Here is a 16,702-nt window from a genome sequence, read left to right on the forward strand (position 1 = left end):
AATGTTTCAATCAGGAACGACGAAGCGAGCGCCGAATGCGAGATTGCTCTTTTGTCATCTCCATCAATGCCTGTTCAATATAGGACAAATGTTGATGACACGCATCTCGTGCCTGCTCCGGTTGACCGTTGATAATTGCCTTGGCAATTTGCAAACGGTGTTGGTTTAACTGCTCCACTACTGAGGGATTGTTAGCCAACACCTCTAAGTTTTGCTTTATGTTTTCTGCAAGGAGCTCGCGCATGCCCTGCACCACATGCAAAAGCACCACATTATGTGATGCTTCGGCAATGCGTAAATAGAAATTAACGAGCGACTGCACTTGCTCGTCGATAGCCCGCGTTTGTGAATCCATTATGCTATTGATACTGAATTCGATACGATCTAGATCGGCATCTGTGCCTCGTAAAGCGGCATAAAACGACGAAATGCCCTCCAGCGCATGACGAAATTCGAGAAGGTCGAATTGTGATTCGGGGTGTTTTGCCAATAACTCGAACAACGGCGTTGTCACCGACTCATTCACACTGTCGGTGACAAAGGTGCCACCACCGTGGCGACGTTCTAACAACCCTTTCGCTTCGAGCTTTTGAATCGCTTCCCGCAACGATTGCCGCGAAACACTGAACTGTTGCGCAAGCTCTCGTTCGGCGGGCAGCTTTTGCCCGGCTTCAAAACGGCCATCAACGATCATCGCCTCGATTTGAGAAACGATTTGATCGGAAATTTTTGCCACTTTTATGCGTTCAAAAGGCAATGTGCTGTCCACCCTCGGTAAATTGGTCTGACCAAAGTTGCCCGATATTCTAAATCATTCAGCGGTAAACCCCAAATTAATTTAGCTGGTCAGACCTTTGTTTACTGGCATTAAAGCTAAACGATAGTCCCTGTCAGGGTTAATACTGCGATGACAACAAACCAGAATAGGTGTTGTCGTTTCATCAGATTAAGCTGGTGAGTGACAGCATCGGATCGATCATCGGGGTGGTGTGACCGCCCTTCTGCCTTCTCGACCACTTGGTGCAATAGCTCGGGGTTATCATCTTGAGTGTTCGTCGCCATTGCCATGACAGCAGGCAGAGCATGACTAAAGTGACCCACCAAGGCGGCTCCGAGCGCCGCAAAACGTGCTGGAATAAAATTAAGCGCCCACAGTGCTCGCTCTACCTGAGCCCGTGCGGTCTCATCAAAATCCTGTTGGACTGTGCCGCGGTAGACACTCCGCAAACAGCCATAAGCTAAAACACCTGCAATTCCAAAGGTGACGAAGAAGAATATCGGTGCCAAAAAGTGGACAAAGTTCAGCCATACTACGGCGCGTTCGACTGGAGTACCCTCGGGTAAATGGGCATAGTGACGTAGTTGCTCAGCGGCTTCTTGATAACCTGCACTATCCGCTCGCATTGCTGTTTTTAATAGCTGTTTATACGCGAGTCGTTCCGGCCCTGCATTCATCACCAATAGCAACACGATAATGCCGCCAATAAAATTAACTAAACCACTATCAAGCCAATGAAATAATAACCAAGCTAAAGCAGCAGGTAATAATATTTGAAGCAGTAACGCCCAAGCCGACTGTCCCCGGAAGTAACGGACTTTAGTTTGGCTCCAATTCATCCAGCGCTGCATGTAAAAGTCGATCGACCATACCGCGGGTAATGGGTAAAGCCGTTCGATACTAAGTGCTATGAGCAAAGCAATGAGTGTCATAGAGAGTCCTTGCGCGACAATGCGTTCAAATAATACGACCAGTCAAAACAGCGTCCGGGATCCGTCTTTCGGCCGGGCGCAATATGTTGATGGCCTGTGATTCTGTCTAATGTCAGTTTAGGGTAATAGTCTAATATTGTCTGGCTAACATCAACCAAGCTCTGATACTGGCGTTTGCTGTAAGGGGAATGATCGGTGCCTTCAAGCTCAATACCGATGCTAAAGTCATTACAGCGTTCACGCCCGTTGTAACTGGACACGCCGGCATGCCAGGCGCGTTTGTCAAAAGGCACGTATTGCTCGATAGTACCATCACGTCTAATCAACAAATGGCTTGATACGCGTAAGCCCGTCAAAGGCGCGAAATAATCACCCTCTTGCTGGCTCAAACCCTGGGTAAATAGTTTCTCAATATAGGGCGTCCCATAGCAACCTTCGGGTAAGCTGATACAATGGATGACCAATAGCGAAATGTCCTGTTTATCGGGGCGCTCATCATAGTGCGGTGAAGCACAGTGTTTTACGTCTCGAATCCAGTGATTTTTTATTGTGTGTCTTTTCACGGGCTCAGCAAAACGGTAAAGTTTGTGCCCTAGTATCGTCATTGTCAGTCAAAAGGTAAAGTATCCCATGCAGCTCACCGAAGCCGAACGCCATGCTATTGCGTCGCAAGTCACTCATAGCCTAGAGGAAGATTTGTCAGCGGCGGATCCCACACTGGATATTACGGCACAGTTGATTCCGGCTCATCATCTGAGCGAAGCGACTATCATCACCCGTGAAGATATGGTGGTTTGCGGCACTGCTTGGGTCGAAGAGGTGTTTCGTCAGGTGGATGCCGATGTGGCTATCGAGTGGTGTGTCACCGACGGCGACAAGGTGCAAGCTAACACAACCTTGTGCCACTTATCAGGCAACAGCCGCAGCTTACTAACAGGCGAACGTTGTGCACTTAACTTTTTGCAAACACTGTCAGCGACAGCCTCACAAACGGCTTTTTATGTCAGTAAATTGGCAGGGTTCAATACGCGTCTATTAGACACGCGCAAAACAATTCCAGGTCTTCGTATGGCGCAAAAGTATGCGGTTCGCTGTGGCGGCGGTACTAACCACCGCATCGGTTTATTTGATGCCTATCTGATAAAGGAAAACCATATCGCCGCCTGTGGTGGTATTGTGCCTGCCGTCAAAACGGCGCGTGAATTAAACCCAGGCAAGCCCGTCGAAGTCGAAGTCGAATCTCTGGCGGAGTTTAAACAAGCACTGGATGCCGGTGCCGATATTGTCATGTTAGATAATTTTACTATCAGCGATATCGAAGCGGCTGTGGCACAAAACAAAGCCGCAGGTTCACCACTCAAGTTAGAAGTGTCGGGCAATATTACTGATGAAGCGTTGCAATCACTCGGCGCAACAGGCGTCGATTTCATCTCCAGTGGTGCTTTGACTAAACACGTCACTGCTATCGACTTATCGATGCGGATAGGGCAACCTCGCACAAACTAATCCGTTTGCCAAACGGCGCGGGCGATACCATAGTTTTGGCTTTACTCGAAAGCCATTATGAAAAAGTACTCGTCCGCCTTTAGTCTTATAGAGTTAATGGTCGTTGTTGCCATTATTGCTATTCTCTCATCGCTCGCGGTGCCTGCATATCAGCGTTATGTCCAGCAAGCTCGCGTCACTGCCGCATTAAATCATACCCAAAGCTTACAGCTTGCCATGGCACTGTGCTGGCAAACTGAAAGTGACATGAGCCGTTGTTCACGACCTGGGCAGCGCGGTATTCCCCCAATCCCCGATCCTTTACCTAAGGCGCTAACGTCGCTTGAAGTCACCTCAAGCGGCATCATTCAGCTAACCTTAGCTAATGTTGTCGTCGATCAAGCACCGCTTAAACTAAGTTTATCACCGGATACCCGTGGTTTGGTATTTGATTGGCGTCTTGGTTGCTCGGACTTCGACTCGGGCCAACCCCTTGCAACCCAATGCGTGGAAGGAGTCGCGCAATGATTGTTGCACATCATATCGGCTCCTATTGGCACACTGAACTACCTGCTAACTCATCAACCTGCCAACGTCTTATAAGCCAACTAGGGCTTCCGGAAGGCTCCTTGACCGAACTTATTGATACTCAGCACGGTCGAATTCTGATACTCACTCGCGATGCGTGGCCGCAACGCGATACGATTACATTTCGTTTAAAAGCGATGAACGCCAAGTCCATCCTGTGCGTCTATGCACGCACCCAATCTACTGTTCATCTCTCAGCGCTTAACGCTCAGAGCGTGCTTGCTAATGCACGCCGTCTTAACGCCTCGGACATTCATATTGAGTCGCTCCGCGAAGGTGGTCGCATTCGCCTGCGTATTCAAGGTCGACTAATTGAGCAACGCCGTTTATCACAGCACGATGTCGACACGTTGGTTGCTCAGCTAAAAGTGATGGCAGAGGTTGATGTCACGGAGAGCAAACAACCTCAAGACGGGCGCATTGACTTGGAGTTACCCGATTCAAGCGCCCGGTTTCGCCTCAACTCATGCCCCGGTAATCGTGGCGAAAGTCTTGTTATACGGTGTTTATACAGTGCCGAACAACTGCCCTCGCTGCACCAACTTGGATTCACCGATAGACAGTTTCATCATTTAATTAAGCAACTCTCCTCTGCGATAGGACTCATCCTCGTATCCGGCCCGACAGGTAGCGGCAAAAGCACCACCATGTACAGTATTATCAAACAGCTAAGTGAGTCAGGGCTTCGGGTATGTAGTGTCGAAGATCCGATTGAAGTTGAGCTCGATGGAATTTTGCAAACGCAGGTACACTCGCAACGCAATTTAAGTTTTGCAAAGGTTTTGCGTGCCTTTTTGAGACAAGATCCTGACGTCATCATGATCGGTGAGATCCGCGATGCAGAAACCGCTAAAATCGCTGTACAAGCTGCGCTAACTGGTCATTTAGTCATTGCTTCAATACATGCCGATACTGCAATTGATGTGATTCGTCGTTTAGTTCAGTTAGGTGCGCAACAAACCGATGTGACCGCCGCATTAAGACTGTTAATAAGCCAGCGACTGCTCGCGCAGGCGCAAGGCGGTGTCAAAGTCATATTTGAGTTACTGCCGTGGCCTGAGCGTCTGCGCGGCTATAGCGAGTCATTAGCGCAAACGCATCGCGATACTATTCTAAAACACTATCAGTTACCGAGTTTACAGGCACTCATTCAGGCAAGTTATCGGAGTCACGAAGATGAACGTTTTTCGACGTTATAATCAATTTTCAACGACTCAATGGTATCTCGCGCTCAATCGCCTAGAACAGCTGATAACGGGCGGATTGCCGCTCGCGTTAGCACTGGGGGTTGTCGCCAAACAAACGCATCAACCAGCACTCAAAAGACATTATCAGTACCTGCAGCACAGCGTACAGGCAGGAATCAGCCTGGCCGAGGCCTTGAGCATTGAGAAGCGTCGAGCGTTAAAAGCAGCTCAGGCGGGTATCGCGGTTGCAGAACAAACCGGGCAACTACCTCTGGTCATGCAAAGCCTAGTGGCTAGTTGGAAACGACAACGGCATATCAGCGCGTTGGTCAAGAATGCCTTACGCTATCCAGTGGCACTACTTTTTATGGCACTCATTATTATTACGGTGTTTGTCACCTGGGTACTACCCACCATCCAACAACTATTCGACAGCCAACCGCTCCCTGCATTAACCCAGTATTTAATTACATGTGTTACTTGGTTGCGTCAATCTGCCGCTAACCTACTCGCCGTAACAGGTATTTTGCTACTAAGTTTCACGGTGCTTTATCGGTTACAGAAACAACGCGTTCAGGCAGTAATGCAGCGTTTACCGATTTGGGGTAAACTGAAGCGCCTAAGCGTGTATCAGTCAACCTTCGAATACCTTGCCTTAGGGATGCAAAGTGGTATGTCTGCGGTCAACGCTACGCAAATGGTTGCGAATCACTCAACGTGGCTGCCCATGCAAAGTAAATTACTGAAGATTGCACAAGCACTTAATCAAGGTAACAGTTGGTCTCGATCTTTTAGCACGGTACAAATTAACGATCCAACGATCCAGGCGTACCTGCAAACAGCAGAACATATTGGTCGCGTCGATCACGCTGTAGAACGTTTAAGCCAAGACTTTAGCCAGCGTATCGAACGTTATTGTGAGCAGTTGAGGGTGTGGCTAAACCCTTTACTGATGATCATACTAACGGGCATTATAGGATTTATGTTGTTGGCGATGTATTTACCGATTTTTTCGCTGACACAACAATTAGCTTAGGACTCATAAAATGGATGTATTATTAGCGGCTACTTCTTGGCAAGCGCTCCTCATCGCAGGGTTACTCGGCGCATCAGTTGGGAGCTTTTTGAACGTAGTCATCGCGCGCCTGCCAAAACAACTGCAATTACAGTGGAAGTATGAATGTGCTGAACTTGCCGGCGAGCCAGTACGCGAGAAAACACAGTTTAATATTGCGGTCCCCGGCTCCCACTGTCCTCAATGTCAGCATGCGGTGGCGTGGTATGACAACATTCCGATTTTGAGTTATTTAGTGTTGCGCGCCCAGTGTCGTCATTGCAATACACCAATTCCAATTTATTACTGGTTAGTTGAAGTCGCAACGACGCTTATTTTTCTCGCGCTCAGTTGGCAGTTCGGTTTAACGATTAGCTTCTGGGTATTCGGCACGGCTCTCAGCTTACTGATTGCCATGACAGTGATTGACTACCAGCATCAACTATTACCGGATAACCTAACCTACCCGCTGTTATGGTTGGCTTTACTTTGGTCTATCAGCCCACTTAGCACTGTAACTCCAAGCCAGGCCATCATCGGTGCCGTGGTTGGGTATCTAAGTCTTTGGAGCCTTTATTGGGTATTTAAACTACTTACTGGCAAAGAAGGGATGGGTTACGGCGACTTTAAGCTATTAGCCGCACTCAGTGCCTTCACAGGTGTTACCCTACTCCCTGTCACCGTCATTTTTAGCGCCGTCGCTGGTATTTTGATTGGCCTGGCTGTGGCGATTAAACATAAGCAATCTGTGCCCATTCCTTTTGGTCCTTTTTTGGCTATCGGGGGGGTAATCAGTTATCTGTGGGGAGAGACGCTGCTTCAATCCTATTGGCAATGGCTTGGAGTCATGTAATGAGTCGTTTTATTTTAGGTCTAACGGGCGGCATCGGTAGCGGAAAAAGCGCGGCTTCCGACTATATTGCGGAGCAAGGTATTGCCATCGTCGATGCGGATGTCATTGCACGAGAAGTGGTTGCGCCCGGAACCGAAGGTCTGAAGGAAATAAAGGCGCATTTCGGGCCAGAAGTCATCGATGAATCGGGTGCCCTTATCCGTAGTCAATTGCGTCAACGCGTGTTCGATAACCCGGACGAAAAAGCATGGATTAATCAGTTACTGCATCCGCTCATTCGTCAACAAATCCTGGCTCAGCTTGAGCAGGCACAATCTGCTTATGTTGTATTAGTTGCGCCCTTGCTGCTAGAAAATGGCTTAGATGAATTATGTGATCGCGTGCTGGTTATCGATGTCGATGAGCAAACTCAGTTAGCGCGAACGCAAAAGCGCGATCAGGCCAGCGAAGAACAAGTCGCTGCGATCATTGCGTCGCAAATTGATCGCGCGACACGCCTTAGCAAAGCCGATGACATTGTTAGCAATGAAGACGACCTTCGGGCTTTATACCATCAGTTGGATAAATTGCACGCACACTATCTCGAATTGGCTTCACAAAAATGAATCTGTTTGCACCCCGCGACGAAATCATTATCATGGTCGGTCGGATTAATAGGATGAGAGCCCCATGTCGGAATCAGTGCCATACGTGATTTATGAATACCCTTTGCAAGAACGGTTTCGTACCTACTTGAGGCTTGAGCAAGGGTTTTTACAAATCAAAATGCCGCTCGATGGCTCTGAACAACAAGCGCTACCATTTTTTAATACCCTATTTGGTTTGCTCGAACTATTTGAACGCTTTGATCTTAAAACCGAACTGAACCGTGATCTCGACACGCAGAAACAATTCGTGCAGCAGTGGTCGAAGCACCCACAAGTTGATAAGGAGATGGTCGCACTGCTCCTACATCGGCTTGGAGAGGCTCAAGAACAACTTGGCACTGCGGCTCAATCTGTCAAAGCCTTGAAAGAAGATGCGTTTTTATCAAGCATGAGACAGCGATTTTCACAACCTGGATATCAAGCACTGTTTGATCTCCCGCAGTTACAAACATGGCTGAGTCAGAGCCCAGCGAGTCAAATTGAACACCAAGAACATTGGCGCACTCAACTTGCCGATTTTCAACACGCACTGTCGCAGCTACTGGGTTTATTGAGAGAGCGTGCCCCTTTCGAAACCGTTCGAGCAAAAAAAGGTTTTTGGCAGGAAAGTGCCGACCCATTAGCTATTCTACGCATGAAAATAACCGCCGATGACGCGGTTTATCCCGTTGTGTCTGGTCACCGTCAACGCTTTACAGTACGTTTGATGACATTAAATAGTGGTCAGAGTAACGCGTATCAGCACGACTTAGATATTCAACTTGCTCGATGTTATGAGCAGTAAACAAGAGGAACAGCGTATGCCAACGCACGTCGATTGCCCAACTTGCGGCGATACAGTCCAATGGTCAGAAAAGGCCGCCTACCGTCCTTTTTGTAGCGAGCGCTGTAAGCTTATCGACCTAGGAGAGTGGGCAAATGAAGAGAAAGCTATTCCTGGCGAGCCGGCTCAAATACCCGAGCAGTCAGCCAACGATGATTATTAATGGGATTGTGCGTCCATAAGGCAGTCGACGATGGGTTGATTCGCATCAGGAAACTGATAAGCATCGAGCTGAGCGATATCAGCCCAAACAAATTCTTGCCCTTCCATCTGGCGTGCAGTCCCGGTATATGACAGCACCCACCACACATCAAGTAATACGCGCTTATCACGGTACTGGTGTTCGACAACCGTGAGTGGTGCACAGTCCGTCACTGCGATATTACACTCTTCTTTTAGTTCGCGAATGAGTGCTTCGGTGACTGACTCACCCTGCTCGACTTTTCCACCAGGAAATTCCCATTTACCACCTTGGTGCTGATGGTTCAGTCGTTTGGCGATAAATATCTCGCCTTGCTCATTTTTAATTACGCCCACAGCTACGTGAACTGTGGGCGTCGTACTATCAGACATAATTAGAGTTTACCGTGGCAATGTTTATATTTTTTACCCGAGCCACATGGACACGGCTCATTTCGGCCCACTTTCGTTCCGCGTTGAGCCGGTTGTTGCTGATCGCCCGATTCTGCATTGGTATCGGCTGATGCAGTAGCACTCGCTTGCTCATGCTTGAACTCTCGCGGTGCGCTGTCTGCTGCTTTACGTTGCTGATCAACCGCATCAACATCTTCAGGCGCGCGCACACGGACGCGGCTCAATAACGTGACAACATCAAGTTTTAGGTTTTCCAGCATTTCACTGAATAATTCAAATGCCTCGCGCTTGTACTCTTGTTTCGGGTTCTTCTGCGCGTAACCACGTAAGTGAATACCTTGGCGCAGATGATCCATCGCTGCTAAGTGTTCTTTCCAATGTTGGTCAAGGCTTTGTAGCATCACCGACTTTTCAAAGCGGCGCAGAACTTCTGCACCCACAAGCGCTTCTTTTTCTTTGTAGGCATCGACTAGCGCATTTAAAACACGCTCGCGTAATACTTCTTCGTGGAAGTGCTCATCCTCATCAAGCGACTTTTGCAATTCAACTTCGATATCAAAGTCGGCACGAAGACGCTCTTCCAAACTCGGCAGATCCCAAAGCTCAGCAAGCGACTGCGGCGGCACGTATTCATCAATTACCGCGTTAATAACGTCTTCACGTATTACATCAATCGTCGCTGAAATATCGCCTTCATCGAGTAATTCGTTACGCTGTTCGTACACCACACGGCGCTGGTCATTCGCAACATCATCATATTCAAGCAACTGTTTACGCACATCAAAGTTTCGACCTTCGACTTTGCGCTGAGCGTTTTCAATTGCACGAGTCACCCATGGGTGCTCAATCGCTTCTCCCTCTTTCATTCCAAGGCGCTTCATCATAGTCGCCATACGTTCTGAGGCGAAAATCCGCATCAATGGATCTTCTAAAGAGAGGTAAAAACGCGATGAACCCGGGTCACCCTGGCGACCTGAACGTCCCCGTAGCTGGTTATCAATACGGCGTGACTCATGGCGCTCAGTACCGATGATATGTAAGCCGCCCGCTTCTATGACTTTGTCATGAAGCACTTGCCATTCTTGTTTGATTTTCTCAATCTTATCGTTGTCCGGCTCTTCTAGCTTCTCAACATCTGATTTCCAGTTGCCGCCTAATACGATATCCGTACCACGACCCGCCATGTTGGTGGCGATGGTCACCGCGCCGGGACGACCCGCTTGGGCAACAATGTCGGCTTCTTGTTGGTGAAACTTCGCATTAAGTACCGCATGAGGGATCTTTTTCTTCTTCAGCAAGCTCGAAAGCAATTCTGAGTTTTCTATAGAGACGGTACCAACCAAGACGGGACGGCCTTGTTTTCGACACTCTTCTATATCCTCAGCGATGGCTTCATATTTTTCGCGGGTCGTTAGATATATCAAGTCGGCACGATCATCGCGCACCATCGGACGGTTGGTCGGAATCACGACCGTTTCTAAGCCATAAATGGACTGGAACTCGAACGCTTCGGTATCCGCTGTACCGGTCATACCGGCAAGCTTGTCATACAATCGGAAATAATTCTGGAAAGTAATCGATGCCAAGGTTTGGTTTTCATTTTGGATTTCAACGCCTTCTTTGGCTTCCATCGCTTGGTGCAAACCTTCCGACCAACGACGGCCTTCCATCGTACGCCCAGTGTGTTCGTCAACGATGATGATTTTTCCATCTTTAACGATATAGTCAACATCGCGGCTAAATAAATGGTGCGCTCTCAACGCAGCATTAATGTGGTGCAGTAAAGTAATATTAGCGGCTGAATACAGCGAGTCGTCCTCGCCCAACATGCCACGCTCTTTCAGTAATGACTCAATATGCTCTTGGCCATTCTCAGTGAGATGCAGCTGCTTTGCTTTTTCATCGATGGTAAAGTCACCGTCGCCACGTTCTTCTTCGGTGTCTTCCTTTTCTTGACGCACCAACAAAGGTACGAGCTCATTCATTTTTTTATACATCTCAGAGCTATCTTCCGCGGGACCCGATATAATTAACGGAGTCCGCGCTTCATCGATCAAGATCGAGTCAACCTCATCCACTAGCGCATAATGTAGTTCGCGTTGTACACGTTCCTCTGGCGAAAACGCCATGTTGTCACGTAAATAGTCAAAACCGAACTCGTTGTTTGTGCCATAGGTGATATCAGCTTGGTAAGCCGCCTTCTTATCTTGCGGCTGCATGCCGGGGATATTGAAAGCTACTGACATGCCTAAAAACTCAAACAATGGGCGGTTAAACTCAGCATCACGCTTAGCGAGATAGTCGTTAACCGTAATGATATGAACGCCTTTGCCCGTCAATGCATTAAGATACGCAGGCAAAGTCGCCGTTAGGGTTTTACCCTCACCGGTTTTCATTTCCGCGATACGGTTTTCATCGAGAACCATACCACCCACCATCTGCACGTCGAAGTGGCGCATTTTAAACACACGCTTGCTTGCTTCGCGAACTGTGGCGAATGCCTCCTCAAGAAGGCTATCTAATTTGGCACCTTCGTTAAGACGTTTTCTGAACTCTGTGGTTTTTTCTTTTAGTTGTTCGTCTGATAACGCCTCGAACTCTGGTTCGAGTTGATTAATTCGATTCACGCGTTTTTGAAGCGTTTTTAAAATACGGTCGTTACGACTCCCAAATACTTTTCTGAACAAACTGCCTAGCATGAGAACGAGTTATCCTGTTTTTTCAAAATTAAAAAATTCGGCAGCTGCAGGCCACCGCATCTAATGATTCAAACTGAACCGTTAATCCGCTGAACGATATACGAAACGATTCGGGTCTATCTGCTTTCCATTACGGAGCACTTCATAATGGACGTGAGGTCCGGTCGAACGACCTGTGTTACCCATCTCGGCAATGACCTGTCCACGGGTGACCACATCTCCAACCTGCACATTGATCGTCTCATTATGGCCATAACGCGTCTTCAAACCACCCCCGTGGTCAATTTCGACTAAGTTTCCATAGCCCCAACGTTCACCGGCCCAAGTCACCACGCCTGCACCTGTGGCGATGACTTTTACGTCCTCGTCATAACTGGCAAAGTCCAGACCTTTGTGCATCGCGGGTTTGCCATTAAACGGATCCTTACGCACACCATACTGCGATGAGAGCCAACCACTACTGATAGGACTACCTGCAATGAAGCTTTCATTATTAACATTGTGATTCATCATCACAGATTCAAGTAACGAGAGTTGTTTTTGCTTGTCAGCAATTTTTGACAGCATTTGCTCAATATCAGATAAAACTTCTGTGCCATTTGATTTGGGCAATGCGACCGCCTCAGTTTCTGGCCCCCCTAAAGGAATGCCGGATTCAAAACTGAACTCACCGTTATTTAGGTTCGCCTTTTGCGCGAGCCTTTCACCAAGCGCATCTAAACGACGCATGTGCGCTCTCAACTCGCCCAAATAAACGGTCATCGCGCCGAGACGTTTCTCAGTCTCGCTATACAGATCAGCGACCGCCTTAGATTGTAACGCCAAGTTTTTTTGCTCTTCGCTAATTTTCTCTTGTGCCACACGCGGATCGACACCTTGATAACTCCAAGGCTTGAAATAAGCGACACCCACTAACGCAGCTAAGCCGATATAAGAAAAAAATCGACGCCGCGATAGCCGGAAACTAAAACGAATTTTGGAGCCTTTATAAAAGACTGATAAACTCATTAGTACTCTCTTATTATGGGTTTACAGCAACGACTAAGCGCACATGAACTCTAAACCTAAGACCACCAAACAGTGGCTAGATAATCAACGCGATCATAACACGTTGAGCCAATACGCACAGTTTGCCGTTCAACTCCGTGATTGGCAACTACTCTTTGCACGTAGCCTGCCCGCAAACCTTGCCGCTGAATGCGATTTGCTTAATATTCGCGACGGCAAGATTATCGTACGCACGCGCTCGGCATCAGCAGGGACTCAGTTGCGAGCATTAGCGCCCCGGTTAATCAAGACTTTTTGCGAGACGGGCACCAGCGTTCACTCACTTAGCGTCGATATTGATCCTTCCAACCGCTCTCAGCGGCGTGACCCAACCTCGCCCGAAATGAGCCGCCAGCAACGGTTGTTAAGGCTCGCTGAGCAAAGCAGTGAACCCCTTAAGACTCAGCTGCTTAAGCTCGCAGAACAAATTGCTAACAGCACTAAATTAACGCCTGACGAATAAAAAAAGGTGCATAGTTTTCACTAAGCACCTTTTCAAATACGCACAGGCTATGTCTCGACATCAAGCGAGTGAAGGTGACCAATATTTAATGGGTGCTTCAGACGCTTTATCTTCAAATGTCACGAACTCCCAAGCTGACTGCTGTGCTAGCAACGCTTGTAGTAACTGATTATTTAACGCATGGCCTGATTTATACGCTCTCAAGTGACCTAAAATACTATGCCCACCCATGTACAAATCACCAATCGCGTCTAACATTTTATGTTTAACGAACTCATCGTCGTAACGCAGACCATCTGTATTCAGGACTCTAAACTCGTCTAACACCACTGCGTTATCAAAACTTCCACCTAAAGCCAGGTTGTTTGCACGCAAGTATTCGATGTCTTTCATAAAGCCGAACGTACGCGCACGACTTATTTCCTTGATAAACGCCGAACTACTGAAATCCATCGAGACCGTCTGACCGGTTTCAGAGATCGCAGGGTGGTCGAAATCGATAGCAAAGTCGATGCGGAAACCATCATGGGGTAGCAGTTCCGCCCACTTTCCATCGTCTTCGACACGAATAGGCTGTTTGATTCGAATAAATTTCTTCGCACTCGCTTGCTCTTCAATGCCCGCGCTTTGTAGCAGGTACACAAAGGGGTGAGAGCTTCCGTCCATAATCGGGATCTCGTGCGAATCAACTTCGATAATCAAGTTGTCGATGCCAACGCCCGCTAATGCGGCGAGCAAGTGCTCAACCGTCGACACTCGAACGTTGTCTTCGTTGATTAAACACGTACACAACTGGGTATCTCGTACCCAATCAGCGCGAGCTGGGATGTCCACCACCGGGTCTAAATCGACACGGCGGAATATCAACCCTGTGTTGGCCGGCGCGGGGCGCAAAGTTAAGTTCACTTTGTTGCCGCGGTGTAGACCCACACCTGTGGTTGAAATCGCTTTTTTAAGTGTACGTTGTGTAATCATTAATCGAATTCACCTATCCAATCAAATCTGCTGCGCGAAACGCGGTCTGACATTATACGATAAATGTCATGTATGACGCAAATTTTGCTTAATTTTTACGCATTAATCCACTTGCTTACGCAAAAACGCTGGGATATCCAAATAGTCGAGCTCTTTTTCTGCGTTTTGCTTAGGTGCTGGCTTGCGCGCTGGCTCTGCTTTGTGTTCAGCTGCAGGCTCTTGCTCCTCGTCGTAGTGCGGTGCTGTCGAGCTACAATCTAAATCCCGACGATAAGTTGCTGCCCGGTTCGCGCTTAGGTGCTTGTGCTGCGTTATTGACCAAGGAGATATCTGGGCTTGCGCTCTGCAACAATACCGGTCGCAACAACAGTGACACGTAATTTCATCAGACATCTCAGTATCGATAACGGTTCCCACAATGACGGTTGCATTATCAGAAGCAAACGCCTTGACGGTATTACCAACCGTTTCAAACTCATCGATACTCATATCCATGCCCGCAGTCACGTTGACGAGAACGCCACGCGCACCGGAAAGGTCGATATCTTCTAGCAATGGACTATTGATAGCCATTTCAGCGGCTTCTTGCGCTCGGTCTTCGCCACTGGCTACGCCGGTGCCCATCATAGCCGTACCCATTTCTTTCATGACCGCACGCACATCGGCAAAGTCGACGTTAATCAGACCCGGACGAGTAATGAGTTCGGCAATACCTTGTACGGCACCTAGCAGTACATTGTTAGCCGCGCTAAACGCATCGAGTAAGGTGGTACCACGCCCCATCACTTTTAATAGCTTTTCGTTAGGAATGGTAATCAGTGAGTCGACACTCTGTGCCAAGGCGTTGATACCTTCTTCAGCTACCGCCATGCGTTTTTTACCCTCGAACGGGAACGGCTTGGTGACGACAGCAACGGTTAAGATACCGAGCTCTTTTGCTACTTCAGCGACCACCGGTGCCGCACCCGTACCGGTGCCGCCGCCCATGCCCGCAGCGATAAAGACCATGTCGGCGCCTTCAAGTTGCGCACGAATGTTATCGCGGTCTTCTTCCGCCGACTGGCGCCCGACTTCTGGATTCGCGCCTGCACCCAAGCCCTTAGTAATATCAGAGCCGAGCTGAATAGTAACATCGGCACTATGGTTTCGGAGTGCTTGCGCATCGGTGTTTGCAGCGATGAACTGTACACCTTCGATTGACTCTTTAACCATATGCTGGACGGCGTTACCGCCACCACCGCCGACACCAATAACCTTGATGACGGCTTCACTTTCGTAATTATCCATCAGTTCAAACATTTTTCTTCTCCCTACCTGCTTTTACTTGCTACCCCAGCGATTAAAACTCACCTTTAAACCAGTTTTGCAGCTTTTGCCACATACCGATCACGTCAGTTTTACTGCTTTCTTGTTGCGATGCCGTCGCGTCTTCTTGACCGTACTTTAACAGTCCAACAGCGGTCGCATAAACCGGATCCTCTACGTAATCTTTTAAACCTTTTATATGGAGCGGTTTACCTATGCGCACTGGCATCTGAAAAATCTCTTCTGCGAACTCAATACAACCCTGCATTTTTGCACTGCCGCCCGTTAGCACAACGCCGGCAGCCACTTGCTCATCAAGGCCACTCTGCACTATCTCTTCGCGAACTAACTCGAACAACTCTTGGTAACGCGGCTCGACCACCTCTGCCAACGTGTGACGAGACATCATCCGAGCGGGTCGCCCACCGACAGAGGGGACTTCGATGGTATCTTCCATACTGACCAACCCGCGCAATGCACAGGCGTGCTCGGTTTTTATTTGCTCGGCATGATTAGTCGGCGTACGGAATATCTTCGCGATATCACTCGTTACTTGGTTGCCCGCCGCCGGAATAACTGCGGTATGACGCAGTACACCGCCAGCATAAATACAAATGTCAATGGTACCACCGCCCATATCAACTAAGGCGACACCCAGATCCTTTTCGTCATCGGTCAGCACGGAAATGCTGGACGCTAACGCTGAAAAAATCAGCTTATCAACCTGCAAGCCACAGCGTTCAACCGCTTTAGTGATATTCTTTGCCATATCATTGGCACAGGTGATGATATGAACCTTTGATTCCATGCGAACGCCCGACATGCCGATGGGGCTACGAATACTCTCTTGCGAATCGATCACGTACTCCTGTGGTAGCACGTGTAGTATTCGACGTTCTTTCGCAATCGGTACGGATTGTGCCGCGTGAATAACATTGTCCACATCATCTTGTGTTACTTCTGCCTCATTAACCGGCACCATACCGCTTTCGTTCTGGCATGAAATATGACGACCCGAAATATTAAGGTATACCGAAGCAATTCGACAGTCAGCCATCAACTCAGCTTCATCCACTGCACGCTGAATCGACTGCACAACCAAATTAAGATCGTTAACGCCACCCTTATCCATACCGCGCGCTGTTGTTACGCCTACGCCAATGACACTGATATCATCATCAGGCAACAACTCTCCTACCAAGGCAGTGACCTTGCTAGTTCCGATATCTAATCCAACGACCATTTGTCGTTCAGTGGTCTTCGACATAGTTG

The 16,702-nt window shown here is 48.4% G+C and carries 17 protein-coding genes and 1 pseudogene; 9 read left to right on the plus strand and 9 right to left on the minus strand.

The genetic code is table 11. From position 1 onward, the window contains the following. Positions 1-10: 10 nt before the first annotated feature. From pdhR to ampD, 3 genes are all read right to left on the minus strand, one after another. Positions 11-757: a pyruvate dehydrogenase complex transcriptional repressor PdhR gene (gene pdhR, locus OS145_RS11735; RefSeq protein WP_006956747.1), complete on the minus strand. Its 747-nt coding sequence runs from the start codon at positions 755-757 to the stop codon at positions 11-13. Positions 758-873: 116 nt separating this feature from the next. After that, positions 874-1,710: a regulatory signaling modulator protein AmpE gene (ampE, locus tag OS145_RS11740; RefSeq protein WP_006956749.1), complete on the minus strand. Its 837-nt coding sequence runs from the start codon at positions 1,708-1,710 to the stop codon at positions 874-876. Next, the gene (gene ampD, locus OS145_RS11745) at positions 1,707-2,315 is read right to left on the minus strand and encodes a 1,6-anhydro-N-acetylmuramyl-L-alanine amidase AmpD (protein ID WP_006956750.1); all 609 of its coding nucleotides are present in this window, start codon (positions 2,313-2,315) and stop codon (positions 1,707-1,709) included. The genes ampE and ampD overlap by 4 nt, the downstream gene beginning before the upstream one ends. Before the next feature lie 25 nt (positions 2,316-2,340). Here ampD and nadC point away from each other — a divergent pair, with 25 nt between their 5' ends. The 8 genes from nadC to yacG all read left to right on the plus strand — a co-directional run bounded on the left by nadC (position 2,341) and on the right by yacG (position 8,510). After that, entirely contained in the window at positions 2,341-3,216 is an 876-nt protein-coding gene (gene nadC / locus OS145_RS11750) for a carboxylating nicotinate-nucleotide diphosphorylase (RefSeq protein ID WP_006956751.1), read from the plus strand. Positions 3,217-3,273: 57 nt separating this feature from the next. After that, positions 3,274-3,723 (plus strand): pilin, encoded by a 450-nt coding sequence (locus tag OS145_RS11755; RefSeq protein WP_040488179.1) that lies wholly within the window; start codon positions 3,274-3,276, stop codon positions 3,721-3,723. Continuing rightward, positions 3,720-4,982, plus strand: coding sequence for a GspE/PulE family protein (locus OS145_RS11760; RefSeq protein WP_006956753.1), 1,263 nt, complete (start codon positions 3,720-3,722; stop codon positions 4,980-4,982). Before OS145_RS11755 ends, OS145_RS11760 begins: the two co-directional genes overlap by 4 nt. Beyond that, positions 4,960-6,006 carry a type II secretion system F family protein gene (locus tag OS145_RS11765; RefSeq protein WP_006956754.1) on the plus strand — a complete coding sequence of 349 codons (1,047 nt, stop codon included), beginning with the start codon at positions 4,960-4,962 and terminating at the stop codon, positions 6,004-6,006. Before OS145_RS11760 ends, OS145_RS11765 begins: the two co-directional genes overlap by 23 nt. A 10-nt stretch (positions 6,007-6,016) precedes the next feature. Next, entirely contained in the window at positions 6,017-6,877 is an 861-nt protein-coding gene (locus OS145_RS11770) for a prepilin peptidase (protein ID WP_006956755.1), read from the plus strand. Then, a complete protein-coding gene (gene coaE, locus OS145_RS11775; protein ID WP_006956756.1) occupies positions 6,877-7,482 on the plus strand; it encodes a dephospho-CoA kinase in 606 nt (201 codons plus the stop codon). Before OS145_RS11770 ends, coaE begins: the two co-directional genes overlap by 1 nt. A 64-nt stretch (positions 7,483-7,546) precedes the next feature. After that, entirely contained in the window at positions 7,547-8,308 is a 762-nt protein-coding gene (zapD, locus tag OS145_RS11780) for a cell division protein ZapD (RefSeq protein WP_006956757.1), read from the plus strand. A gap of 16 nt (positions 8,309-8,324) precedes the next feature. Beyond that, positions 8,325-8,510: a DNA gyrase inhibitor YacG gene (yacG, locus tag OS145_RS11785; RefSeq protein WP_040488200.1), complete on the plus strand. Its 186-nt coding sequence runs from the start codon at positions 8,325-8,327 to the stop codon at positions 8,508-8,510. Here yacG and mutT read toward each other — a convergent pair. The 3 genes from mutT to OS145_RS11800 all read right to left on the minus strand — a co-directional run bounded on the left by mutT (position 8,507) and on the right by OS145_RS11800 (position 12,648). Continuing rightward, the gene (mutT, locus tag OS145_RS11790; RefSeq protein WP_006956760.1) at positions 8,507-8,920 is read right to left on the minus strand and encodes an 8-oxo-dGTP diphosphatase MutT; all 414 of its coding nucleotides are present in this window, start codon (positions 8,918-8,920) and stop codon (positions 8,507-8,509) included. The genes yacG and mutT overlap by 4 nt on opposite strands. 2 nt (positions 8,921-8,922) lie before the next feature. After that, complete coding sequence (secA, locus tag OS145_RS11795; protein ID WP_006956761.1) at positions 8,923-11,640, minus strand: preprotein translocase subunit SecA; 2,718 nt, start codon at positions 11,638-11,640, stop codon at positions 8,923-8,925. A gap of 81 nt (positions 11,641-11,721) precedes the next feature. Then, positions 11,722-12,648 carry a M23 family metallopeptidase gene (locus tag OS145_RS11800; RefSeq protein WP_006956762.1) on the minus strand — a complete coding sequence of 309 codons (927 nt, stop codon included), beginning with the start codon at positions 12,646-12,648 and terminating at the stop codon, positions 11,722-11,724. A gap of 43 nt (positions 12,649-12,691) precedes the next feature. Here OS145_RS11800 and OS145_RS11805 point away from each other — a divergent pair, with 43 nt between their 5' ends. Next, positions 12,692-13,150: a DciA family protein gene (locus OS145_RS11805; RefSeq protein WP_006956763.1), complete on the plus strand. Its 459-nt coding sequence runs from the start codon at positions 12,692-12,694 to the stop codon at positions 13,148-13,150. A 60-nt stretch (positions 13,151-13,210) separates the two neighbouring features. Here the strand turns inward: OS145_RS11805 and lpxC are convergent, their stop codons facing one another. The 3 genes and pseudogenes from lpxC to ftsA all read right to left on the minus strand — a co-directional run bounded on the left by lpxC (position 13,211) and on the right by ftsA (position 16,697). Continuing rightward, complete coding sequence (gene lpxC / locus OS145_RS11810; RefSeq protein WP_006956764.1) at positions 13,211-14,125, minus strand: UDP-3-O-acyl-N-acetylglucosamine deacetylase; 915 nt, start codon at positions 14,123-14,125, stop codon at positions 13,211-13,213. 102 nt (positions 14,126-14,227) lie between these two features. Continuing rightward, positions 14,228-15,424 (minus strand): annotated as a pseudogene (ftsZ, locus tag OS145_RS11815) (cell division protein FtsZ). A gap of 40 nt (positions 15,425-15,464) precedes the next feature. After that, entirely contained in the window at positions 15,465-16,697 is a 1,233-nt protein-coding gene (gene ftsA / locus OS145_RS11820) for a cell division protein FtsA (protein WP_006956766.1), read from the minus strand. Positions 16,698-16,702 lie beyond the last annotated feature (5 nt).

Origin of the sequence: Idiomarina baltica OS145 (genome assembly GCF_000152885.1) — a bacterium.
GTDB classification, from domain to species: domain Bacteria; phylum Pseudomonadota; class Gammaproteobacteria; order Enterobacterales; family Alteromonadaceae; genus Idiomarina; species Idiomarina baltica.

Coding starts and splice junctions, on each gene's coding strand:
- ampE (WP_006956749.1), bottom strand. CDS start 1,710: ATGACACTCATTGCTTTGCTCATAGCACTTAGTATCGAACGGCTTTAC.
- ampD (WP_006956750.1), bottom strand. CDS start 2,315: ATGACGATACTAGGGCACAAACTTTACCGTTTTGCTGAGCCCGTGAAA.
- nadC (WP_006956751.1), top strand. CDS start 2,341: ATGCAGCTCACCGAAGCCGAACGCCATGCTATTGCGTCGCAAGTCACT.
- OS145_RS11755 (WP_040488179.1), top strand. CDS start 3,274: ATGAAAAAGTACTCGTCCGCCTTTAGTCTTATAGAGTTAATGGTCGTT.
- OS145_RS11760 (WP_006956753.1), top strand. CDS start 3,720: ATGATTGTTGCACATCATATCGGCTCCTATTGGCACACTGAACTACCT.
- OS145_RS11765 (WP_006956754.1), top strand. CDS start 4,960: ATGAACGTTTTTCGACGTTATAATCAATTTTCAACGACTCAATGGTAT.
- OS145_RS11770 (WP_006956755.1), top strand. CDS start 6,017: ATGGATGTATTATTAGCGGCTACTTCTTGGCAAGCGCTCCTCATCGCA.
- coaE (WP_006956756.1), top strand. CDS start 6,877: ATGAGTCGTTTTATTTTAGGTCTAACGGGCGGCATCGGTAGCGGAAAA.
- zapD (WP_006956757.1), top strand. CDS start 7,547: ATGTCGGAATCAGTGCCATACGTGATTTATGAATACCCTTTGCAAGAA.
- yacG (WP_040488200.1), top strand. CDS start 8,325: ATGCCAACGCACGTCGATTGCCCAACTTGCGGCGATACAGTCCAATGG.
- mutT (WP_006956760.1), bottom strand. CDS start 8,920: ATGTCTGATAGTACGACGCCCACAGTTCACGTAGCTGTGGGCGTAATT.
- secA (WP_006956761.1), bottom strand. CDS start 11,640: ATGCTAGGCAGTTTGTTCAGAAAAGTATTTGGGAGTCGTAACGACCGT.
- OS145_RS11800 (WP_006956762.1), bottom strand. CDS start 12,648: ATGAGTTTATCAGTCTTTTATAAAGGCTCCAAAATTCGTTTTAGTTTC.
- OS145_RS11805 (WP_006956763.1), top strand. CDS start 12,692: ATGAACTCTAAACCTAAGACCACCAAACAGTGGCTAGATAATCAACGC.
- lpxC (WP_006956764.1), bottom strand. CDS start 14,125: ATGATTACACAACGTACACTTAAAAAAGCGATTTCAACCACAGGTGTG.
- ftsA (WP_006956766.1), bottom strand. CDS start 16,697: ATGTCGAAGACCACTGAACGACAAATGGTCGTTGGATTAGATATCGGA.